Origin of the sequence: Helicobacter sp. TUL (assembly GCF_002287135.1) — a bacterium.
GTDB lineage: Bacteria > Campylobacterota > Campylobacteria > Campylobacterales > Helicobacteraceae > Helicobacter_F.
In genome coordinates this window covers 199,533-214,427 of record NZ_NESU01000001.1, presented here as the reverse complement: position 1 = coordinate 214,427, position 14,895 = coordinate 199,533, and the positions used below count along the sequence as shown (strand labels likewise).

Below are 14,895 nucleotides of genomic sequence, written 5' to 3'. Positions count from 1 at the left end.
AACGACTTAAAATTTATGAGTTTATGACCAACTTTTATAAAATATTTGTCATAAGATTACAAAATAGATAACAAAAGACATATTTTGTTTGTAAATCTATGTCTTTATATACCTATGTGTTGTTGTGGAATATTTTTTGTTTTTGTGGTGTATGCACTTATTGATTTGGAGCTAAAAAATATGCAAAGTGGTTTTTATAATACAACTGGTGGTATGGTGACACAATTTAGCCGCCTTGATCTCATCTCAAATAACCTTGCCAATCTCAATACCAATGGATTCAAACGCGATGATGTCGTGATAGGCGATTATCTACGGCTTTATCAGACACACAAGCACGAGTTACCTATCCACAACCACACGCGTGAAGCGGCGAAATTCCTCAATCGATCGCTGGATCGAGTGCCCATCATCAGCGAGGAATACACCGATAGGAGCGTAGGCTCTATGGCACAGACAGAAAATCCACTTGACTTTGCCTTGCAAGATTCTAATGCGTTTTTTGCTGTAATGACTCCAGAGGGCGTGCGATACACACGCGATGGAAGTTTTACACTGAATGCAGATGGCGCTTTGGTTACCAAAGAGGGTTTTGCTGTGCTTTCTAGAGCAGGGCTTGATAGTGGCGGTGGTATCACAATTGCCCAAGGATTGCATGTCGAGGTTGATCCTAGTGGCAATATATATACGCGCGATATAAATAATGATGCCATAGGTGAAATCGCGCCGATAGGTTCTTTGGCGGTGGTGGGATTTGAGAATCCGCGGTATCTTAAAAAAGTGGGTAAAAATCTCTATGAATTTCCACAAGATAGACTAGATGAACGCCGAGATTTACGAAATCGCACGATTGTTATGCAGGGTTTTGTAGAAAAAAGCAATGTTAATGCGGTGCTAGAAATGAGTGCGCTTATAGAAACAAACCGACTTGTAGATATGTATCAAAAGGTTATGAAATCTCATATGGACGATCTTAATAGCGAGGCTATTACAAAACTAGCTGTGCGTGCATAAGAGAATCTTAGGTATTTTTATGGAGTGATGATCGCGCTTTCACTCATATTGGCGCTGTGAAAGATCGTGCTTTGATAGAGTCGCGCATAGTATTTTAGTAGCATTTTTTGGAGACTTGGTTGGATACTTGGTGCAAACCAAGCATTATTACTTGTAGCGATAACAAATTCAGGATAATCCGCATATAAGGATCTTGAGGTAGCTTCATAACATATGGCGTTTTTTATTTTCTCACCAAATATATCAATATAGCCAAAATCTGTGCCATGACTAAACTCCATATTTGCTATAAATGCAAAATGATTTTTTATAAATTGCGGCAAGGGGATATATTCTCCAAATGGCGCAAGAATCTTTTTGTCTATGCGTTGGTATGAGCCATTGTCAAAAACAAAGGTGCTATTGTAGGTTTTATCTCCTTGTATGTGGATTGATCCTGTGATGATAGCAATTTCTAAGGAATACTGCTTTAGGGACTCAAAGATGTATGTGCTATCTTGTAGGAGAAATGGAAATGCGGTTTCTGGAAGGATAATAAGCGATTTTTTTTCAGCGATAGCATTTTGGATAAGTGCGAAATTGTATGCGATCGTATTGGATATGTTTTGTGTATCCCATTTGAGATTCTGTGGAACTTGTGTAGCGCTTAGCTCAATGTCTTTGGCAAAGGTTGGCAATGCTTTGGTGCTAAATGTTTGGAAATCTAGCGCAGCGATTGCAAGCATACTGCTTAGAGCAAGTATGGGCAATATCTTTTTTGTGTGTGCGAGAATGAGGGCATACAAAGCAAGGATAAGAAAGCATATATGCAGTGAATCTACCCCAAAATAACTATAAGAAAGAAGCGCTTGAGGCACGAGCCAATCAAAACCAAAAGGCGTAATAAAAGGCATAATAAGCAGTCCTATAAGGCGCACTGGCAGACATTCACAAAAAAGCAAGATCCAAAATATCACGCCATAAACAAGGGCAATAGCAAGTGCAATGATTGGGACAAGAAAGCTAAGATCAATGAATCTAAAACTTAGTCCTACCCACCAAAACCACCAAATCCCCACAAAAAAACCAAAGCCAAAACGCCGAGTTTTGGGAATACGCAAGTATATATAAAAGCTTAAAGCTCCTAAGATACTGCCCAAAAAGTATGGCATATCCAAATGATAGGATTCAAAAGCCCATATACCATAGATTGGTAGGGCAAACATAAATGCTAAGAACGCATTGCTAAGGAGATAAAAAAGCAGGGATTGAATCTTTGGTGGCAAAAAGCCAACAAGGTGCGAAAAACGCACCCACAACACATCAAGATATGCTTGAAAAGATGGAATCTCTAGTCTAGATCGCAGTGTATGAAGCATATCTTTTGTGCGTGTGGATAGAGACATTGTATAGATTCTAGCTTATTGCAATTTTTCTTTTAAAAGCTCATTTACTCTAGCAGGATTTGCTCCCTTGCTATTTTTCATCACTTGACCGACAAAAAATCCAAAGAGTTTATCTTTGCCACTTTTGTATTCCGCGACTTTATCGGCATTGGCAGATAGCACAGATTCTATAGCACTAAGAATCGCACCATCATCATTAACCTGTGCTAATCCCATAGAATCTATAAGGCTATCTACATCACCGCCTTTTTGCTCTACCAAGACATCTAAAATTTCTTTGCCACTTTTGCCACTGATCTTGGATTCATCAATGCGACACACCAAAGTCGCAAGCGTGCGTGAATCTACTCCACAAGTTTGCAAAGTATTCTCACCTTTTAGACGCCCTAAAAGCTCTGTGGTAAGCCAAGTGAGAGAACCTTTGGCACTTGCACCAAACCCAAGCATAGATTCAAAATATTGTGTTAGCTCTAGGCTAGAGGTAAGCACCCCTGCATCATAGGGTTTAATGCCAAATTCTCGCACATAGCGCTCTCTTTTTTCATCAGGCATTTCTGGAATCTCTCTCCCCTCTTTCATAAGCGCCTCATCAATATATACAGGCAATAAATCTGGATCAGGAAAATAGCGATAATCCGCAGCTTCCTCTTTGCCACGCATAGATCGCGTTATGCCTTTTGCAGTATCAAAAAGACGCGTTTCTTGCACCACTTCGCTTTGATACTTGCCATCTTCCCACGCTTCAATCTGTCGCTCCACTTCGTATTCGATAGCTTTTTGGATAAATTTAAACGAATTAAGATTCTTAATTTCTACGCGTGTATAGAGTTTAGAATCTCCTTTTGGGCGGATAGAAACATTGGCATCACAGCGAAAACTTCCTTCTTGCATATTCGCATCAGAAATATCCAAAAATCGCACGATAGAGTGGAGTTTTTTTAGATATGCGATTGCTTCATCACTGCTACGCATATCTGGCTCACTCACAATCTCCAAAAGCGGCGTGCAAGCGCGGTTTAGATCGACTTTGGAGCAATCGTGTTCGTGGATATTTTTTCCTGCGTCTTCTTCCATATGTGCGCGTGTAACGCCGATGATTTTTTTCTCACCATTGACTTCTATTTCGATATTTCCACGCCCTACAATAGGGATTTCAAATTGACTAATTTGATAGGCTTTTGGTAAATCGGGATAAAAATAATTTTTGCGCGCAAATACCGAGTTTTGATTAATTTGTGCATTAATAGCGGTGCCAAAAGCAATAGCTTTTTTTACCACTTCTTTATTAAGCACTGGCAATGCACCTGGAAGTCCCAAGCAAGTAGGACAGACATTGGTATTTGGCTCTGCACCAAAGCTCGTGGCACACGAACAAAAGATTTTGGTTTTGGTGTTAAGTTGGACATGCACTTCTAGTCCGATGATGGTCTCATAAGCGCTCATATGTTTATTTCCTTTGTGCTTGTGATTTGTGCGTTAGTATAACAAATCTAAGCTAAAACTTTTGCCTAAATTCTTTTAGGGTAGATAGAGGCAAGGTATCTAGTTTTCTAAAAATGTTTTAGCGGCTTTGATTTGTTCCATAGAAGTTTTGGCAAGTTGTTTTTTGTATGCAAGGAGTTTGAGTGTTTGGGAGATAAGCTCTCTAGCTTGGAGCTTAGATTCTAGAGGGCTTTGGGCAAGGTCTGTGGGGAGATCTTGTGTGAGGACAAACGCCTTTTGATCATCTTGGCTAAGGATTGCAACTTTGAGTGCATCTAGCCATTGTTGGGTATCAAGGGGCATTAGCGCATTAATTCCTCGGCATTGACTTCACGCCACGCCTCAAGCAAACCTTTGGCGACATTCATAACAATATCAACCTTTGCGGTGTCGTTTGTTACATTTGCTTGTGTCAAGAGCTTGATTTGGTGGGTATAAAGTCCTGTTAGATAAACCGCGACATCACCACCTCTTTCATAATCAAGCGTATTAAGCAATTCTGTAAAAATATCTGTTGTGCGATTAATGTAATAGATTTTTTTCTCTATGTCTTGGGCTTCCATATATCGCTTAGTTTGTGCGCAAAATCGCAAAATGCCTTCATACAGCATTTCTACAAGCTTGACTGGTGATTCTACCATTACAGAATTTTGCTGATACAGACTATAAGCGTTTGTGCTTCTCATATATCCCCCTTATTTTTTAGCAACAGATTGATCTATCATCATCTGCACGCTATTGAAAGCATTGTTGGTCTTTGAGATTTGGCTATCATATGCAGCAAATCTTTGCGCCATTAAATCATAACGCGTATCAAGCATTGAGACGGCTCGTTTTCTATCTTCTTTTAGTCTCTTGTCTTCTCGAGTGAGACTCTCTTCAAGCAATTTCAATCTTGAATTACTACCATCGACAAAATTTGCTAATTCTTTATCAAGCATTTTAAAAACGCCATCAACTTGCACTTCACGAAAATCTCTTGTTGTCATCTTGCCATGAAAGAAATCTCGTGTGCCTTCTGGGTCGTTATTGACTTCTGTGCGTAGTTTATTGGCATCTAAGCTCATCACACCTTTTTCATTGACACTGATACCATACTTGATAAGTGAATATTTATCAATCCCCCCACCCATCGTAAAAGTGAGAATCTTATTGAGTGCAGGGCGTATCATACGCACATTGCTTTCGCCATTAAATACCCCTGCTATGCGCGTGTCTTCATCATAGCGTGTGAGTTCATCGACTTTCATACTAAGCTGATTGTAGGTTTCGACAAATTTTGTAACACTCTCTATGATAGATTCACTATCGTTTGTGATATTAATGATTGCAGGTTTTCCGGGTTCTGTGGTGGAGAGCAAATCGATTGTAATCCCTGAAGCCACATCATCGATTGTATTTGTAGGGCGGTGCATGCGTATGCCGTTATAGCTAAAACTTGCATCTTGCGCACTTTGGATATTTTTAATTTTAAAGAGATCGTTTTGGGTGCGGACATAATCCATCGCAACGCCTTGTTTTAGATTCCCAAGGCTTTCTAGCGCTTGTTTGCTTTTTGAATCATTGTTGGCACTTATGGCAACCTCGCCTGTATCGGAATTAATTACAAGTTTGCCATCATCTGTGGCATGAGAATGAATCCCAGCGATATTGTCGATTGCTTGGGCAATGGATTTGGCATTTTGGTATGAGGAATTGTCTTTGTGCGTGAGCGTAGAGAGATCAAGTGGCACGGTGCCTATTGTGATTGTGCCCTCTAGCTTACCGGCTTTGACTTTTTCTGTAGTGATGAGGTCATTAGATTCGCGGTTTTGTGTACTATCTGTGATTCTAAAGCCCATTTCGGTAGTTTTGGCACCGCCAACTTGGACATTATAGCCCCTTTTGTCATTAATGACAAGGTTATCGCCACCTTCACCAACACCTACATTAATGTCGCCATTTTCGAGTAATTCTTGGAGATCAGAATCTGAAGAGATTGCTTTTATCACTGCTTCTTTTAGGGCTTGAGCATTATCGTTGGATTTAGATTCTGTGGAAGTTTTTAGCTCAATATTTAGTGTTTTGCTCGCACCTTTTTTATCTGTGAGCGTGAGTGTAAAATCATCATCTTTAAGGTTAAGCTCTCCGGATTTTAGCGTGCTACCATTGAGAGTCTCACCAAAATAGATTCTATTATTTTCTCCTGTATCTTTGGAGTTTATCATAAGCTGATAAGGGTTTGATCCCCCCGTTTTCATAATCGTGCCAATCACAGCGCTATCGGTTTTATCTGTGATGAGCTGTGCGACTTCTTCGAGTGTCATACCAGCTTTTATATCAAGCTCATAAAATTTGCCCTTGGTAAAAAAGCGTAATTTCACATCTTTTTGACTAAAGACAGAATCTCGCTCCGCAAATTTTGTCCCTACTTCATTAATGTCGCTTTGTGCTAGAGAATCAATATCGAGTTTTATATCTTGGATTGGCACACCATCGCCTATCGTGGCTTTTATGGCATCACCTACGATATTATGAGATCGTCCCAAGTATGTAGAATAATCCCCAAGTTTGCTTGTATAGGATTTCATTTCACGCACACCGCTCATAAGATCTACAAGCTGTGTTTGTTTTTCTACATTTTTTTCGATTTTTTTATCAATAGGTGCGATTTGTGCACCCTCATCGGCTTTGCGTAATTTGTCTATCGTGTCATAATTAAGGACATTACTACCAATGCCCAATGAGCTTAGTTTGCCTAAAGCCATACTTTAGCCTTGTTGATTAAAGATAATCCCTACAACTTCGCGCATACGCTTCATAAGTTCGATAGCTTCCTTGCTAGGAATCTCTCGTATGATTTTATCACCACCATATTCTTTGACTGTAACCGTCAAACCGGGGACATCATCGTTATAGGCAAAATTTATACTCGTGCCTATGCGCTTCATTTCATCATTAAGCTTTTTGCTAAGTTCCACAAGCTCATCTTTGAGCTGTTCCTTGTCTTTTTTGGCTTGTTCTTTAGTGATAGAATCTTTAACAAGTTCTTGCACATTTCCGGTTTTTTGTGCATTTTGGCTATTTGGCATAGCTTTTACCATATCAACAAGCTGATTTTTTGTTACCTGTAAGTCATTTACTGCCATATTCATAATCGTTTCCTCCTTGAAACTTTAGAAATATGACTTATATCGGCGAAAAAAATTTTTTTTAAATGTTTTTAATTGATTGTTATGAGTTGCAAAGGATCAATATGTTTGTCTTTTTGCGTAACTTCAAAGCTTAGCTTTTCATTGACTTTGCCTATTGTATAGCCTTTTTTGACAAACACACCTGGTTTTATGGTATCAGAGATTCTATCCATATACGCATACACGGTATAAAGTGAATCTTTGTGCTCAATAATGACTACCTTTTTGATGACTGGATTTTCTTTGGCAAACACTACTTTGCCATCAAGCACATTTTTGACATCAGCATTGCGATTTTTTGGCACAAGGATGATGTTTTCATAAAAAAACTTCATTTTATACACAGGATCAAAGGTAGGACCAAATTTTTGCTCCACACGAAATGTATTTGGGGCAAGTGGCGCGATAGTTTTGCTCCCTCGGTAAGAAGTCGTAGATATGTCTTTGTAAGCACTTGAAGCGATTTTAATATCCTTGCTAGCTTGAATGGTGCGTTTTGGTTTTGGGTTTTTGGCTTCTGCTTGTTCTTCTTTTTGGATTTTTTCTTGAATCTTTTTTTGGTTTTGTTCTTGGGTGATTTTGAGATTGGTTAGGATAGAATCTAAATTTTTCCTCTCTGTGTTGATATTTTGTAGCTTTTGGTTATAGATTTTTAGTTCATCTTGCATGGAGGCGATGATCTTTTCTTGCTTGGCTTTTATTTCTTCAAGTGTGTCGCGTTTTTTTGTTTGCTCTTGGATAGAGTTTTGAATCTGGGCTATATTTTTAGACACACTAACAATCTCGTTTGCAAGATTATCTCTTGTTTGATTGAGGGCTTTTATGCGTTGTTTTGTGAGTTTGATAAGAATTGTATATATTTCTCTTGAAAGCACATCTTCTTTGGAATCTACCTCGCCACTTAGGGCATAAAATGCCATACTTTGACTAAGTAATCGCACAATTTCTTCTTCAAGTGCGTTGCGCTTTTGGAGTAATTCTTCTTGACGTTTTTTGTTGGCTTGTAGGGATTGCTCTTGCGCAGAGTATTTGCTTTTGTTTTGGTTAATATCTTTTTGGAGATTTTCTATTTGTGAATCTAGCTTGATTATTTCTTGATTTTTGGCATTAATCGCACTGCCAATTTCAGAGAGTTTTTGGCTTACTTGATTTTTGGCTTGTTGGTTTTGTGCTAATTTTTGGGTGTTTAGCGTAATATCATTTTGGATATCCGCCCACACACAAAGTGTCGCAAAAAAGACAAGCCAAAGAATTTTTAGCATAGATTTAGAGATCTTTTTGTTTTAGGATCACAAACAACACGCACACAAGGGATATGATTAGCGAACAAAAAAGCAAGATAATGCTATCACTCCATACTTTGATAATGCTTGTATTAACCTCTAGTGTGTTTGCAAGGCTAGAGGCTAGTGCGCTATCTTTAAAATAAAAGAGTGTGCATAAGCTTATAATACCCACTAGCACAGAATCTACTATCGCAAGTCTAAAGAGCACACTATTACGCATCCACGATGGCGCACCCAAAAAGCTCATAATCTCCATACGCTCGCTATGTTCAAATCGCCAAACTTCTATTTGTTTAATCATCAACAAACAACTAAGTATCGCGCTAAGGATTGAAAAAATAAGCACAGATCCCTTCAAGATAAGCAGGAGTTTATAGACTTGTGAATGTGATTTGCTAAATGCCTCTACTTTTGTTACACCACTTAGTTTTAAGAGTGTGGAGCTAATTTGCTCAAGACGCTCTTTGTTTGGAAACACAGAAAGTCGCAGAGAATAAAAAAGTGGCAATTCTTTTTGGAGAGATTCTAATGCGTCTTTGCTTAGCTCTTGTTTGAGCTCATTTATCATATAATCTGGCGCCACGGGCTTTATCTCATCAACCTCACGCACAAAAGTTTGCACCTTTTGGAGATCTAAAGCTTCTTTTGATGCGACGATGATTGAATAGCTATTTGCAAGTTTTTGCTCATGTGTAGAGATAGAGCGATCAATAAGTATAATGCTCTCAATCCCAAAAAGTAATGCAAGCAAAGGAATAATAAGTGCCAAATGCCTTTTAATTGAATTCATACACAACCCCTTCTTCAATATGTAAGCGTCTATAGTTGATATTTAGACTTTCTGGCAAGCGGTGTGTAACAACCACAATCGTAATACCTAGCTGTTCATTTACGCCTTTTAGGAGATTCCATATTAATTCGCTTGAATAATCATCAAGATTCCCTGTAGGCTCATCAGCAAGGATAATTGCAGGATTATGCGCCAAAGCTCTTGCCATAGCTACGCGTTGTTGTTCCCCACCACTAAGCTCAAGAGGAAATTTACCCGCTTTATGTGAAAGCTTGATATGAGCCAAGAGTCGCTCTACTTGTTCTTTGCAAATTTCTTTTTTATAGCCATTAATAATCATAGGGAGCATAACATTTCGCTCGATATTCCATTCCTTGACGAGTTTGTAGTCTTGGAAAACAATACCGATGTTTTGTCGCAGATAATGAATCTTTGTTTTTGAAGCACGAGACATATTAATCCCAAATACTTCCAAATTCCCACCCTTGATTGGTAAATGTCCATATAAAGAACTTAAAATCGTGCTTTTGCCACTACCACTCGCACCTGTGATAAATACAAATTCCTTAGCACGCACACTAAAACTCGCATTTTTGATGATATTTTCATCATTCTTGTAACCTAGATTGAGGTTTTTTGCTTCTATGATTGCACTCAATGTTTGTCCTTAGATTCTAAGATATGTATAAACAATTGATGAGCTTGTATAGCTGCTTGTGTAGGGAGTGGTGGGGCATTGAGATAACGCATAATACCATTTTGGATAAGCACAAAGGCATTTTGTGGCTCATCAAAATCCCCTAAACACAAGGCTATCACATAGTTTTCATCGTGTTGGTATATGGCATCTATATGGAGAAAATATGTTTTTCTCACAATCTTTGGCAATGTAGGCAAAGCTATGAGATTTTTAATATTTTGCACTACATACTCAGATATACCATGGAATACAAAATCGCCATTTTGGAGTGATTTTTGAGTGTCTGTTGGAGGTAAAACGCTAAATATTTTGCCATCAAAGATATGTTTTTCTTGTTTTTTCCATCGTGCTTCATATTTGCTAACTACCGCTAAGTTGGCATTTTTTTCTACAAGCATTGTAGTTTTTGGGAGGGCTAGGACAAGCTGTAGCGTGTAATCAAAATATTCTCTATCATCGGTGCGCACATGTAAAAAGCCACTTTGTGGTAGGGCAGTAGGACAATCATTGCTTAGGCTAATAGTGCGCATAGCGTGGTGCAAAAACATAGGACTTATCACTCGCCTATGGGGTTTTTTATGCCATGGGACTGGAAAGTGCACATAGATATTTTTGAGTGAAGCATTTGGGATAAGTTGGAGCAAGATTCGCGCATCAATGTGTGAGATATAGAGGTTTGTTAATCCCAAAAGTGTGATTTGTCGCAAAACTTGCTCGATAGATGGCGTGTGAATCTCTAATCCCAAAAAAAGCTCATTTGGATTTTTGGTAGCAAGATCTAGTAAATGTCTGCCAGATCCAAACCCTACCTCTATGCTTAGGGGCTTATTGTGGTGTAGGACAAACTCATAAGTTTGTGTGCGTGAGAGCAAAAATGGGCTTTTTGTGCATTGTTTGGGTGTATTTTTTGAAAGATTATGCCCTAGGATTCCGTGTGAGCGTGTGCGTAGGATTTCTAAGGCATCTTTGATAATCCCAATAGGATCGATTCTTGTGGCTTTGTGGTATTTGTATAATGTCCCATTGTCGCGCACACTCTCAAGTAAAAAAAACTCACAATCTTCATATCGCACAAGAATAAGGCTTTGATTGTGATTGCGTGTATGTGTAAATTTGCACACAAACTCATATGCGCCACTTTTAAGAGGGAGGCAAAAATCTTGGGGGTATGTGGTGTGAAAATGTGGCATAGTTATCTTTTTAACGTAACACTTGGGCTTTGTGGAGATTCTATGCCAAACCTATCAATACTCACCACACTATAACTATAGTCAATGCCATATTTAGCTTCTTTGTCTATGAATTGTGTTGTCTTGATGTTGTTATAACGATTGGTGCGATTTGTTTGTGAATCTTTCCTATATAGCGCGTATTTGAGTGCGCGATTATCGCTTGGTGCATTCCAAGTGATAGCAATGGTGTTGCCTTGGATTTGAGCGCTTGTAATTGTTGGTGTCATAGGTCTTGTGAGAGTAGTGCCTACAAGTGGTTGTGCTAAAAGTTCTCCATCAAACCCATATTGATCCACGCCTACAATTTGGTATGTGATACTTTGCCCATGATCTTTTAGTGCGTGTGTATAGGAGGTTTGTTGTGTTTTGGCAACAAGGGTATAGTTGCCATTATTTTGCATATCAGCATAGATTCTATAAGAAGTGGCTTTTGGGTGAGGCTGCCATGTAAGTTCGATTTTTAGCGGTAATTGCGTGCTTGCACTAGCCCCTTCTATAGATTCTATAAGGTCTAGGGTGCGCACACTTACTTCTTGGGAGGGCTCTGAGAGATTGTTTTCAAAGCTTTTTGCTAAGACGCGGTAGGTGTAGGTCGTGCTATCAAGCAAATTAGAATCAAAATATTCAATATTGAGGCGGTGTTTAAGTTCTGTGAGTGTTTGAAATTCGCCTTGAGAATCTTTGCGCTGGATAAGATAGGATTTGATACTCGGATTTGGGTGTGGTGTGATGATAAGTTTGATAGTCCTTGGGCGTGGGCTAATAGCAAAAACCCCTTCTACTGGATCGATAAATGAAGTTTTGACTTTAATAGCTTGAGAATAGGGGCTCATCGTGTTGTCTTTGCCAAGTGTGGCAAACAGGTAGTAATACACGCTTTTTGGTTTGAGTTTTGTATCAAAAAAGTGTGTGATAAGGGGATTTTTTAGCGTTGCTATGCGTGTAAAAGATTCTATGGTGAGTTGTGGTGATTGGGTATCTTGTGTATTTTCTTGGGAGGATTTAGAATCTTGTAGTAGATCCTCTTGGCTGGCACGAAAAATCACAAAACCTTCGATAGGAGTAGGAGAGCCATCTTGTGTTTTGTCTTTGTTTTCCCATTCAAACGCTACACTACTTACATCGCTAAGTGTTTTTATATGCTGGATTGTTGGGAGATTCTCATCTATGCTTAGTGGTTTTTGTATCAATCCACAGCCGCTAAAAATGAGTAAAACAATCCAAAATATGCTTAGGTGCCAAAACTTCATCAAGCATCTCCTTATCAAAATATTGCTCCAAAAATTGTAGCATATCGGCAAAAAGTGGAGCTTTGAAAATATGTTTTTTACAATCTTGTGTGTTATATCCATCAGGGTGTAAGACATACATCAAATACGCATGTAACAATACCCTATAGCCCTCAAACTTCCCCTTATAACCATAGAGTGTATCACCAATGATATGTCGTCCTATGCTTTCTAGGTGTGCACGGATTTGGTGTGTGCGTCCGGTAAAAAGTTTGATAGCAATAAGCTGTAGGGTGTCTTTTGGTGAATCTAAAAGCGGAGTAAAGATGCTTTTAGAATATCGTAAAGCGCTATGTTTAGAATCTTGTGAGTTTTCATATGGTGCTAGTTTTGCCATTTTAAGGCGATTTTTTGGATGACGCCCCATATAGCATTCTATAGTAGTGGTTTCTTTTAGTGGGTTATCTATAAGCGCGAGGTAGTAGCGCCCCATTTCTCTAGTTTTTAGTTGTGTGCTTAGGGCGTTGTGTGCGTGTGGAGTTTTGGCTATGGCAAGTGCGCCACTTGTTTGTCTATCTAGTCTATGCACGATTCCATAGCGCAGATCTCCACAAAGATTGCGTATAGGAGGCTGGGTAAGCTTAAGCCAATCAACTAATGTCGGTTCTTTGAGTGATGGCGCTTCGTGGATAACAATATGTGGTGGTTTATTGAGTATCAAAAGCTCATTATCCTCATATACGACGCTTATATCCAAAAACTCTGGCTTTGCTTGTATGAGCATATCCAAAGTCATATGGGTGTTTGTGCTTGGTTGTGGATTGGGTATGGAGATTTGGAGTGTATCATTAAGAACTATTTGTGTGCTTGGCTTGATGCATAGATTGTTATTGAGGGTAACTCGCTGATTTTTTATAAGCTGCAAGGCTTGTGCGCGCGGGATTTGCAAACAGGTGCTAAGGATAGAATCTAAGCGAGGCTTGGGTGTAGCGTCTAAATCTTTTTGTGTTATAATTATGGAGTCTTGCATAAGATTCACTCTTTTACCTAAGGATAATTTTCTACAATGAATGCTAAAAAGATTCTAGCACATTTTGACTTTGTCGTTATTTTATTTGTCCTGCCTTTGGTGGTGCTTTCGTTTTGGCTTGTGCGAGAACTTGATGTAACGATGTTTACCAAACAACTAAAATACCTTGTGATGAGCTTGTGTGTGGGTTTGGTAATTTTTTTTATTCCCTTTAGGCGCCTAAATTATTCGATTATTTTTTTGTATGTATTGTTGCTTGTATTGCTTATACTGGTGAAATTTATTGGAGTGGAGAAAAACTCTGCGGTGCGTTGGATTGAGATTCCTTTTACAAGTTTTTCTATCCAACCTAGTGAGGTGATGAAAATCGCGCTTATGTTGTTTTTGGCATCTTATATTGCCAAAAACCCTCCACCTGATGAGGGCTATGGGTGGAGACAATTTGGCATAATCCTTTCTTTTGTCTTGCTACCATTTTTTATTATTTTGCTTGAACCTGATTTAGGCACAGCACTTATTGTCTTGCTTGTTGGTGTTGGGGTGTTGTTTTTAGTTGGAGTGCATAGGAAAATTTGGATTACTCTTGGCATTATTGGGCTTTTGGTCGTGCCTACTACATATTCTGTAGCATTTAGCACAGGACTTCTAAAGCCTTATCACCAAAAACGCATTGCCAACTTTGTGAGTGGGGAGTATCCATATCAAGTGCAGCAAGCTTTGATCGCGATTGGTTCTGGTGGTTTTGTCGGGCAAAAAAAAGAGATGGCGACACAATCCCAATTAGGATTCTTACCCTATGCAAGCACCGATTTTTTCTTTGCGTATTATGTTGAGCGCTTTGGATTGCTTGGGGCGTTTGGATTATTGGCTTTGTATTTAGGGCTTATTTTGTATTTGTTGAGTATTTGTTTGGGTGCTATCAAGGATTATTTTTTGCGCGTAGTGAGTGGATATATCGCAATTTTATTTTTCTTGTATGCTGGGGTTAATATTTGTATGGTGATTGGCTTAGCTCCTGTGGTAGGTATTCCGCTACCGATGATGAGCTATGGTGGGACAAGCTTTATGACTTTTATGATTTTGCTAGTGATTTTAGAGAATGCCCTTGCGTTTAGGTTTATTTTTGAGTATAATGTGCGTTCTGCTCGTGGGCCTTTAGCTCAGCTGGTTAGAGCGCTCGGCTCATAACCGATCGGTCGCAGGTTCGAGTCCTGCAAGGCCCACCATAGGCTATTGTGGCGCATTATCCAATACGCGAAATCGAAAATCAATATCTTCAAGTTCACGACGCAATTTTTTATTTTCCTCAGAGAGAATCTCCTTGCTTGTTTGCAAACTAAATACCTCTTTGCTTGTCGCATAGATAGTATTTGAGAGATAAATTTTTGGGAAACATAACCCCAAAATACCAAAAAAGATTCCAAAGGCATAGACTAAATGCCTTGTGCTAATGGTGTTTTCTTCTTGCAAGTTTTGTGCAAGTGCTTCTCGTTCCTGCGGAGTTTGGCTTGTGCTAGAATCTATGTGAGATTCATATGGATTAGTTTGTGTGAGATTTGGTGTTGTATGCATTG

At 39.0% G+C, this 14,895-nt stretch carries 15 protein-coding genes and 1 tRNA gene; 3 read left to right on the top strand and 13 right to left on the bottom strand.

Annotation, left to right across the window (positions count from 1 at the left end; genetic code table 11):
• Window positions 1-180: 180 nt before the first annotated feature.
• Window positions 181-1,014 (top strand): flagellar hook-basal body protein, encoded by an 834-nt coding sequence (locus B9T66_RS01055; protein WP_095627145.1) that lies wholly within the window; start codon window positions 181-183, stop codon window positions 1,012-1,014.
• Window positions 1,015-1,031: 17 nt separating this feature from the next.
• Here the strand turns inward: B9T66_RS01055 and B9T66_RS01050 are convergent, their stop codons facing one another.
• From B9T66_RS01050 to B9T66_RS00995, 12 genes are all read right to left on the bottom strand, one after another.
• The gene (locus B9T66_RS01050; protein WP_095627127.1) at window positions 1,032-2,399 is read right to left on the bottom strand and encodes an apolipoprotein N-acyltransferase; all 1,368 of its coding nucleotides are present in this window, start codon (window positions 2,397-2,399) and stop codon (window positions 1,032-1,034) included.
• A gap of 15 nt (window positions 2,400-2,414) precedes the next feature.
• The gene (gene gatB, locus B9T66_RS01045; RefSeq protein ID WP_095627126.1) at window positions 2,415-3,842 is read right to left on the bottom strand and encodes an Asp-tRNA(Asn)/Glu-tRNA(Gln) amidotransferase subunit GatB; all 1,428 of its coding nucleotides are present in this window, start codon (window positions 3,840-3,842) and stop codon (window positions 2,415-2,417) included.
• Window positions 3,843-3,941: 99 nt separating this feature from the next.
• A complete protein-coding gene (locus B9T66_RS01040) occupies window positions 3,942-4,184 on the bottom strand; it encodes a hypothetical protein (protein ID WP_095627125.1) in 243 nt (80 codons plus the stop codon).
• Window positions 4,184-4,567, bottom strand: a complete 384-nt coding sequence (gene fliS, locus B9T66_RS01035; protein ID WP_095627124.1) for a flagellar export chaperone FliS — start codon at window positions 4,565-4,567, stop codon at window positions 4,184-4,186. Before fliS ends, B9T66_RS01040 begins: the two co-directional genes overlap by 1 nt.
• Window positions 4,568-4,576: 9 nt before the next feature.
• Window positions 4,577-6,628 carry a flagellar filament capping protein FliD gene (gene fliD, locus B9T66_RS01030; protein ID WP_095627123.1) on the bottom strand — a complete coding sequence of 684 codons (2,052 nt, stop codon included), beginning with the start codon at window positions 6,626-6,628 and terminating at the stop codon, window positions 4,577-4,579.
• Between the two features lie 3 nt (window positions 6,629-6,631).
• Window positions 6,632-7,015 (bottom strand): FlaG family protein, encoded by a 384-nt coding sequence (locus B9T66_RS01025; protein WP_095627122.1) that lies wholly within the window; start codon window positions 7,013-7,015, stop codon window positions 6,632-6,634.
• Window positions 7,016-7,083: 68 nt separating this feature from the next.
• Complete coding sequence (locus tag B9T66_RS01020) at window positions 7,084-8,316, bottom strand: murein hydrolase activator EnvC family protein (protein WP_095627121.1); 1,233 nt, start codon at window positions 8,314-8,316, stop codon at window positions 7,084-7,086.
• 4 nt (window positions 8,317-8,320) lie between these two features.
• Entirely contained in the window at window positions 8,321-9,130 is an 810-nt protein-coding gene (locus B9T66_RS01015) for an FtsX-like permease family protein (protein WP_095627120.1), read from the bottom strand.
• A complete protein-coding gene (locus B9T66_RS01010; protein ID WP_095627119.1) occupies window positions 9,117-9,788 on the bottom strand; it encodes a cell division ATP-binding protein FtsE in 672 nt (223 codons plus the stop codon). Before B9T66_RS01010 ends, B9T66_RS01015 begins: the two co-directional genes overlap by 14 nt.
• Window positions 9,785-11,020, bottom strand: a complete 1,236-nt coding sequence (gene trmB, locus B9T66_RS01005) for a tRNA (guanosine(46)-N7)-methyltransferase TrmB (RefSeq protein WP_095627118.1) — start codon at window positions 11,018-11,020, stop codon at window positions 9,785-9,787. The genes B9T66_RS01010 and trmB overlap by 4 nt, the downstream gene beginning before the upstream one ends.
• A gap of 2 nt (window positions 11,021-11,022) precedes the next feature.
• Window positions 11,023-12,312, bottom strand: coding sequence for a fibronectin type III domain-containing protein (locus B9T66_RS01000; protein WP_095627117.1), 1,290 nt, complete (start codon window positions 12,310-12,312; stop codon window positions 11,023-11,025).
• Entirely contained in the window at window positions 12,263-13,321 is a 1,059-nt protein-coding gene (locus tag B9T66_RS00995) for an RluA family pseudouridine synthase (RefSeq protein WP_095627144.1), read from the bottom strand. The genes B9T66_RS01000 and B9T66_RS00995 overlap by 50 nt, the downstream gene beginning before the upstream one ends.
• Window positions 13,322-13,357: 36 nt before the next feature.
• Here B9T66_RS00995 and B9T66_RS00990 point away from each other — a divergent pair, with 36 nt between their 5' ends.
• Both B9T66_RS00990 and B9T66_RS00985 read left to right on the top strand, forming a co-directional pair.
• A complete protein-coding gene (locus B9T66_RS00990) occupies window positions 13,358-14,509 on the top strand; it encodes an FtsW/RodA/SpoVE family cell cycle protein (protein ID WP_095627143.1) in 1,152 nt (383 codons plus the stop codon).
• A tRNA-Ile gene (locus B9T66_RS00985) sits at window positions 14,471-14,547 on the top strand. Before B9T66_RS00990 ends, B9T66_RS00985 begins: the two co-directional genes overlap by 39 nt.
• Before the next feature lie 4 nt (window positions 14,548-14,551).
• On the opposite strand, the gene B9T66_RS00980 is transcribed toward B9T66_RS00985, so the two are convergent.
• Window positions 14,552-14,893 carry a hypothetical protein gene (locus B9T66_RS00980; protein ID WP_095627116.1) on the bottom strand — a complete coding sequence of 114 codons (342 nt, stop codon included), beginning with the start codon at window positions 14,891-14,893 and terminating at the stop codon, window positions 14,552-14,554.
• Between the last annotated feature and the right edge of the window lie 2 nt (window positions 14,894-14,895).

Bases quoted from the DNA above. Each gene is read 5' to 3' on its own strand.
- B9T66_RS01055 (WP_095627145.1), top strand. From the start codon at position 181: ATGCAAAGTGGTTTTTATAATACAACTGGTGGTATGGTGACACAATTT.
- B9T66_RS01050 (WP_095627127.1), bottom strand. From the start codon at position 2,399: ATGTCTCTATCCACACGCACAAAAGATATGCTTCATACACTGCGATCT.
- gatB (WP_095627126.1), bottom strand. From the start codon at position 3,842: ATGAGCGCTTATGAGACCATCATCGGACTAGAAGTGCATGTCCAACTT.
- B9T66_RS01040 (WP_095627125.1), bottom strand. From the start codon at position 4,184: ATGCCCCTTGATACCCAACAATGGCTAGATGCACTCAAAGTTGCAATC.
- fliS (WP_095627124.1), bottom strand. From the start codon at position 4,567: ATGAGAAGCACAAACGCTTATAGTCTGTATCAGCAAAATTCTGTAATG.
- fliD (WP_095627123.1), bottom strand. From the start codon at position 6,628: ATGGCTTTAGGCAAACTAAGCTCATTGGGCATTGGTAGTAATGTCCTT.
- B9T66_RS01025 (WP_095627122.1), bottom strand. From the start codon at position 7,015: ATGAATATGGCAGTAAATGACTTACAGGTAACAAAAAATCAGCTTGTT.
- B9T66_RS01020 (WP_095627121.1), bottom strand. From the start codon at position 8,316: ATGCTAAAAATTCTTTGGCTTGTCTTTTTTGCGACACTTTGTGTGTGG.
- B9T66_RS01015 (WP_095627120.1), bottom strand. From the start codon at position 9,130: ATGAATTCAATTAAAAGGCATTTGGCACTTATTATTCCTTTGCTTGCA.
- trmB (WP_095627118.1), bottom strand. From the start codon at position 11,020: ATGCCACATTTTCACACCACATACCCCCAAGATTTTTGCCTCCCTCTT.
- B9T66_RS01000 (WP_095627117.1), bottom strand. From the start codon at position 12,312: ATGAAGTTTTGGCACCTAAGCATATTTTGGATTGTTTTACTCATTTTT.
- B9T66_RS00995 (WP_095627144.1), bottom strand. From the start codon at position 13,321: ATGCAAGACTCCATAATTATAACACAAAAAGATTTAGACGCTACACCC.
- B9T66_RS00990 (WP_095627143.1), top strand. From the start codon at position 13,358: ATGAATGCTAAAAAGATTCTAGCACATTTTGACTTTGTCGTTATTTTA.
- B9T66_RS00980 (WP_095627116.1), bottom strand. From the start codon at position 14,893: ATGCATACAACACCAAATCTCACACAAACTAATCCATATGAATCTCAC.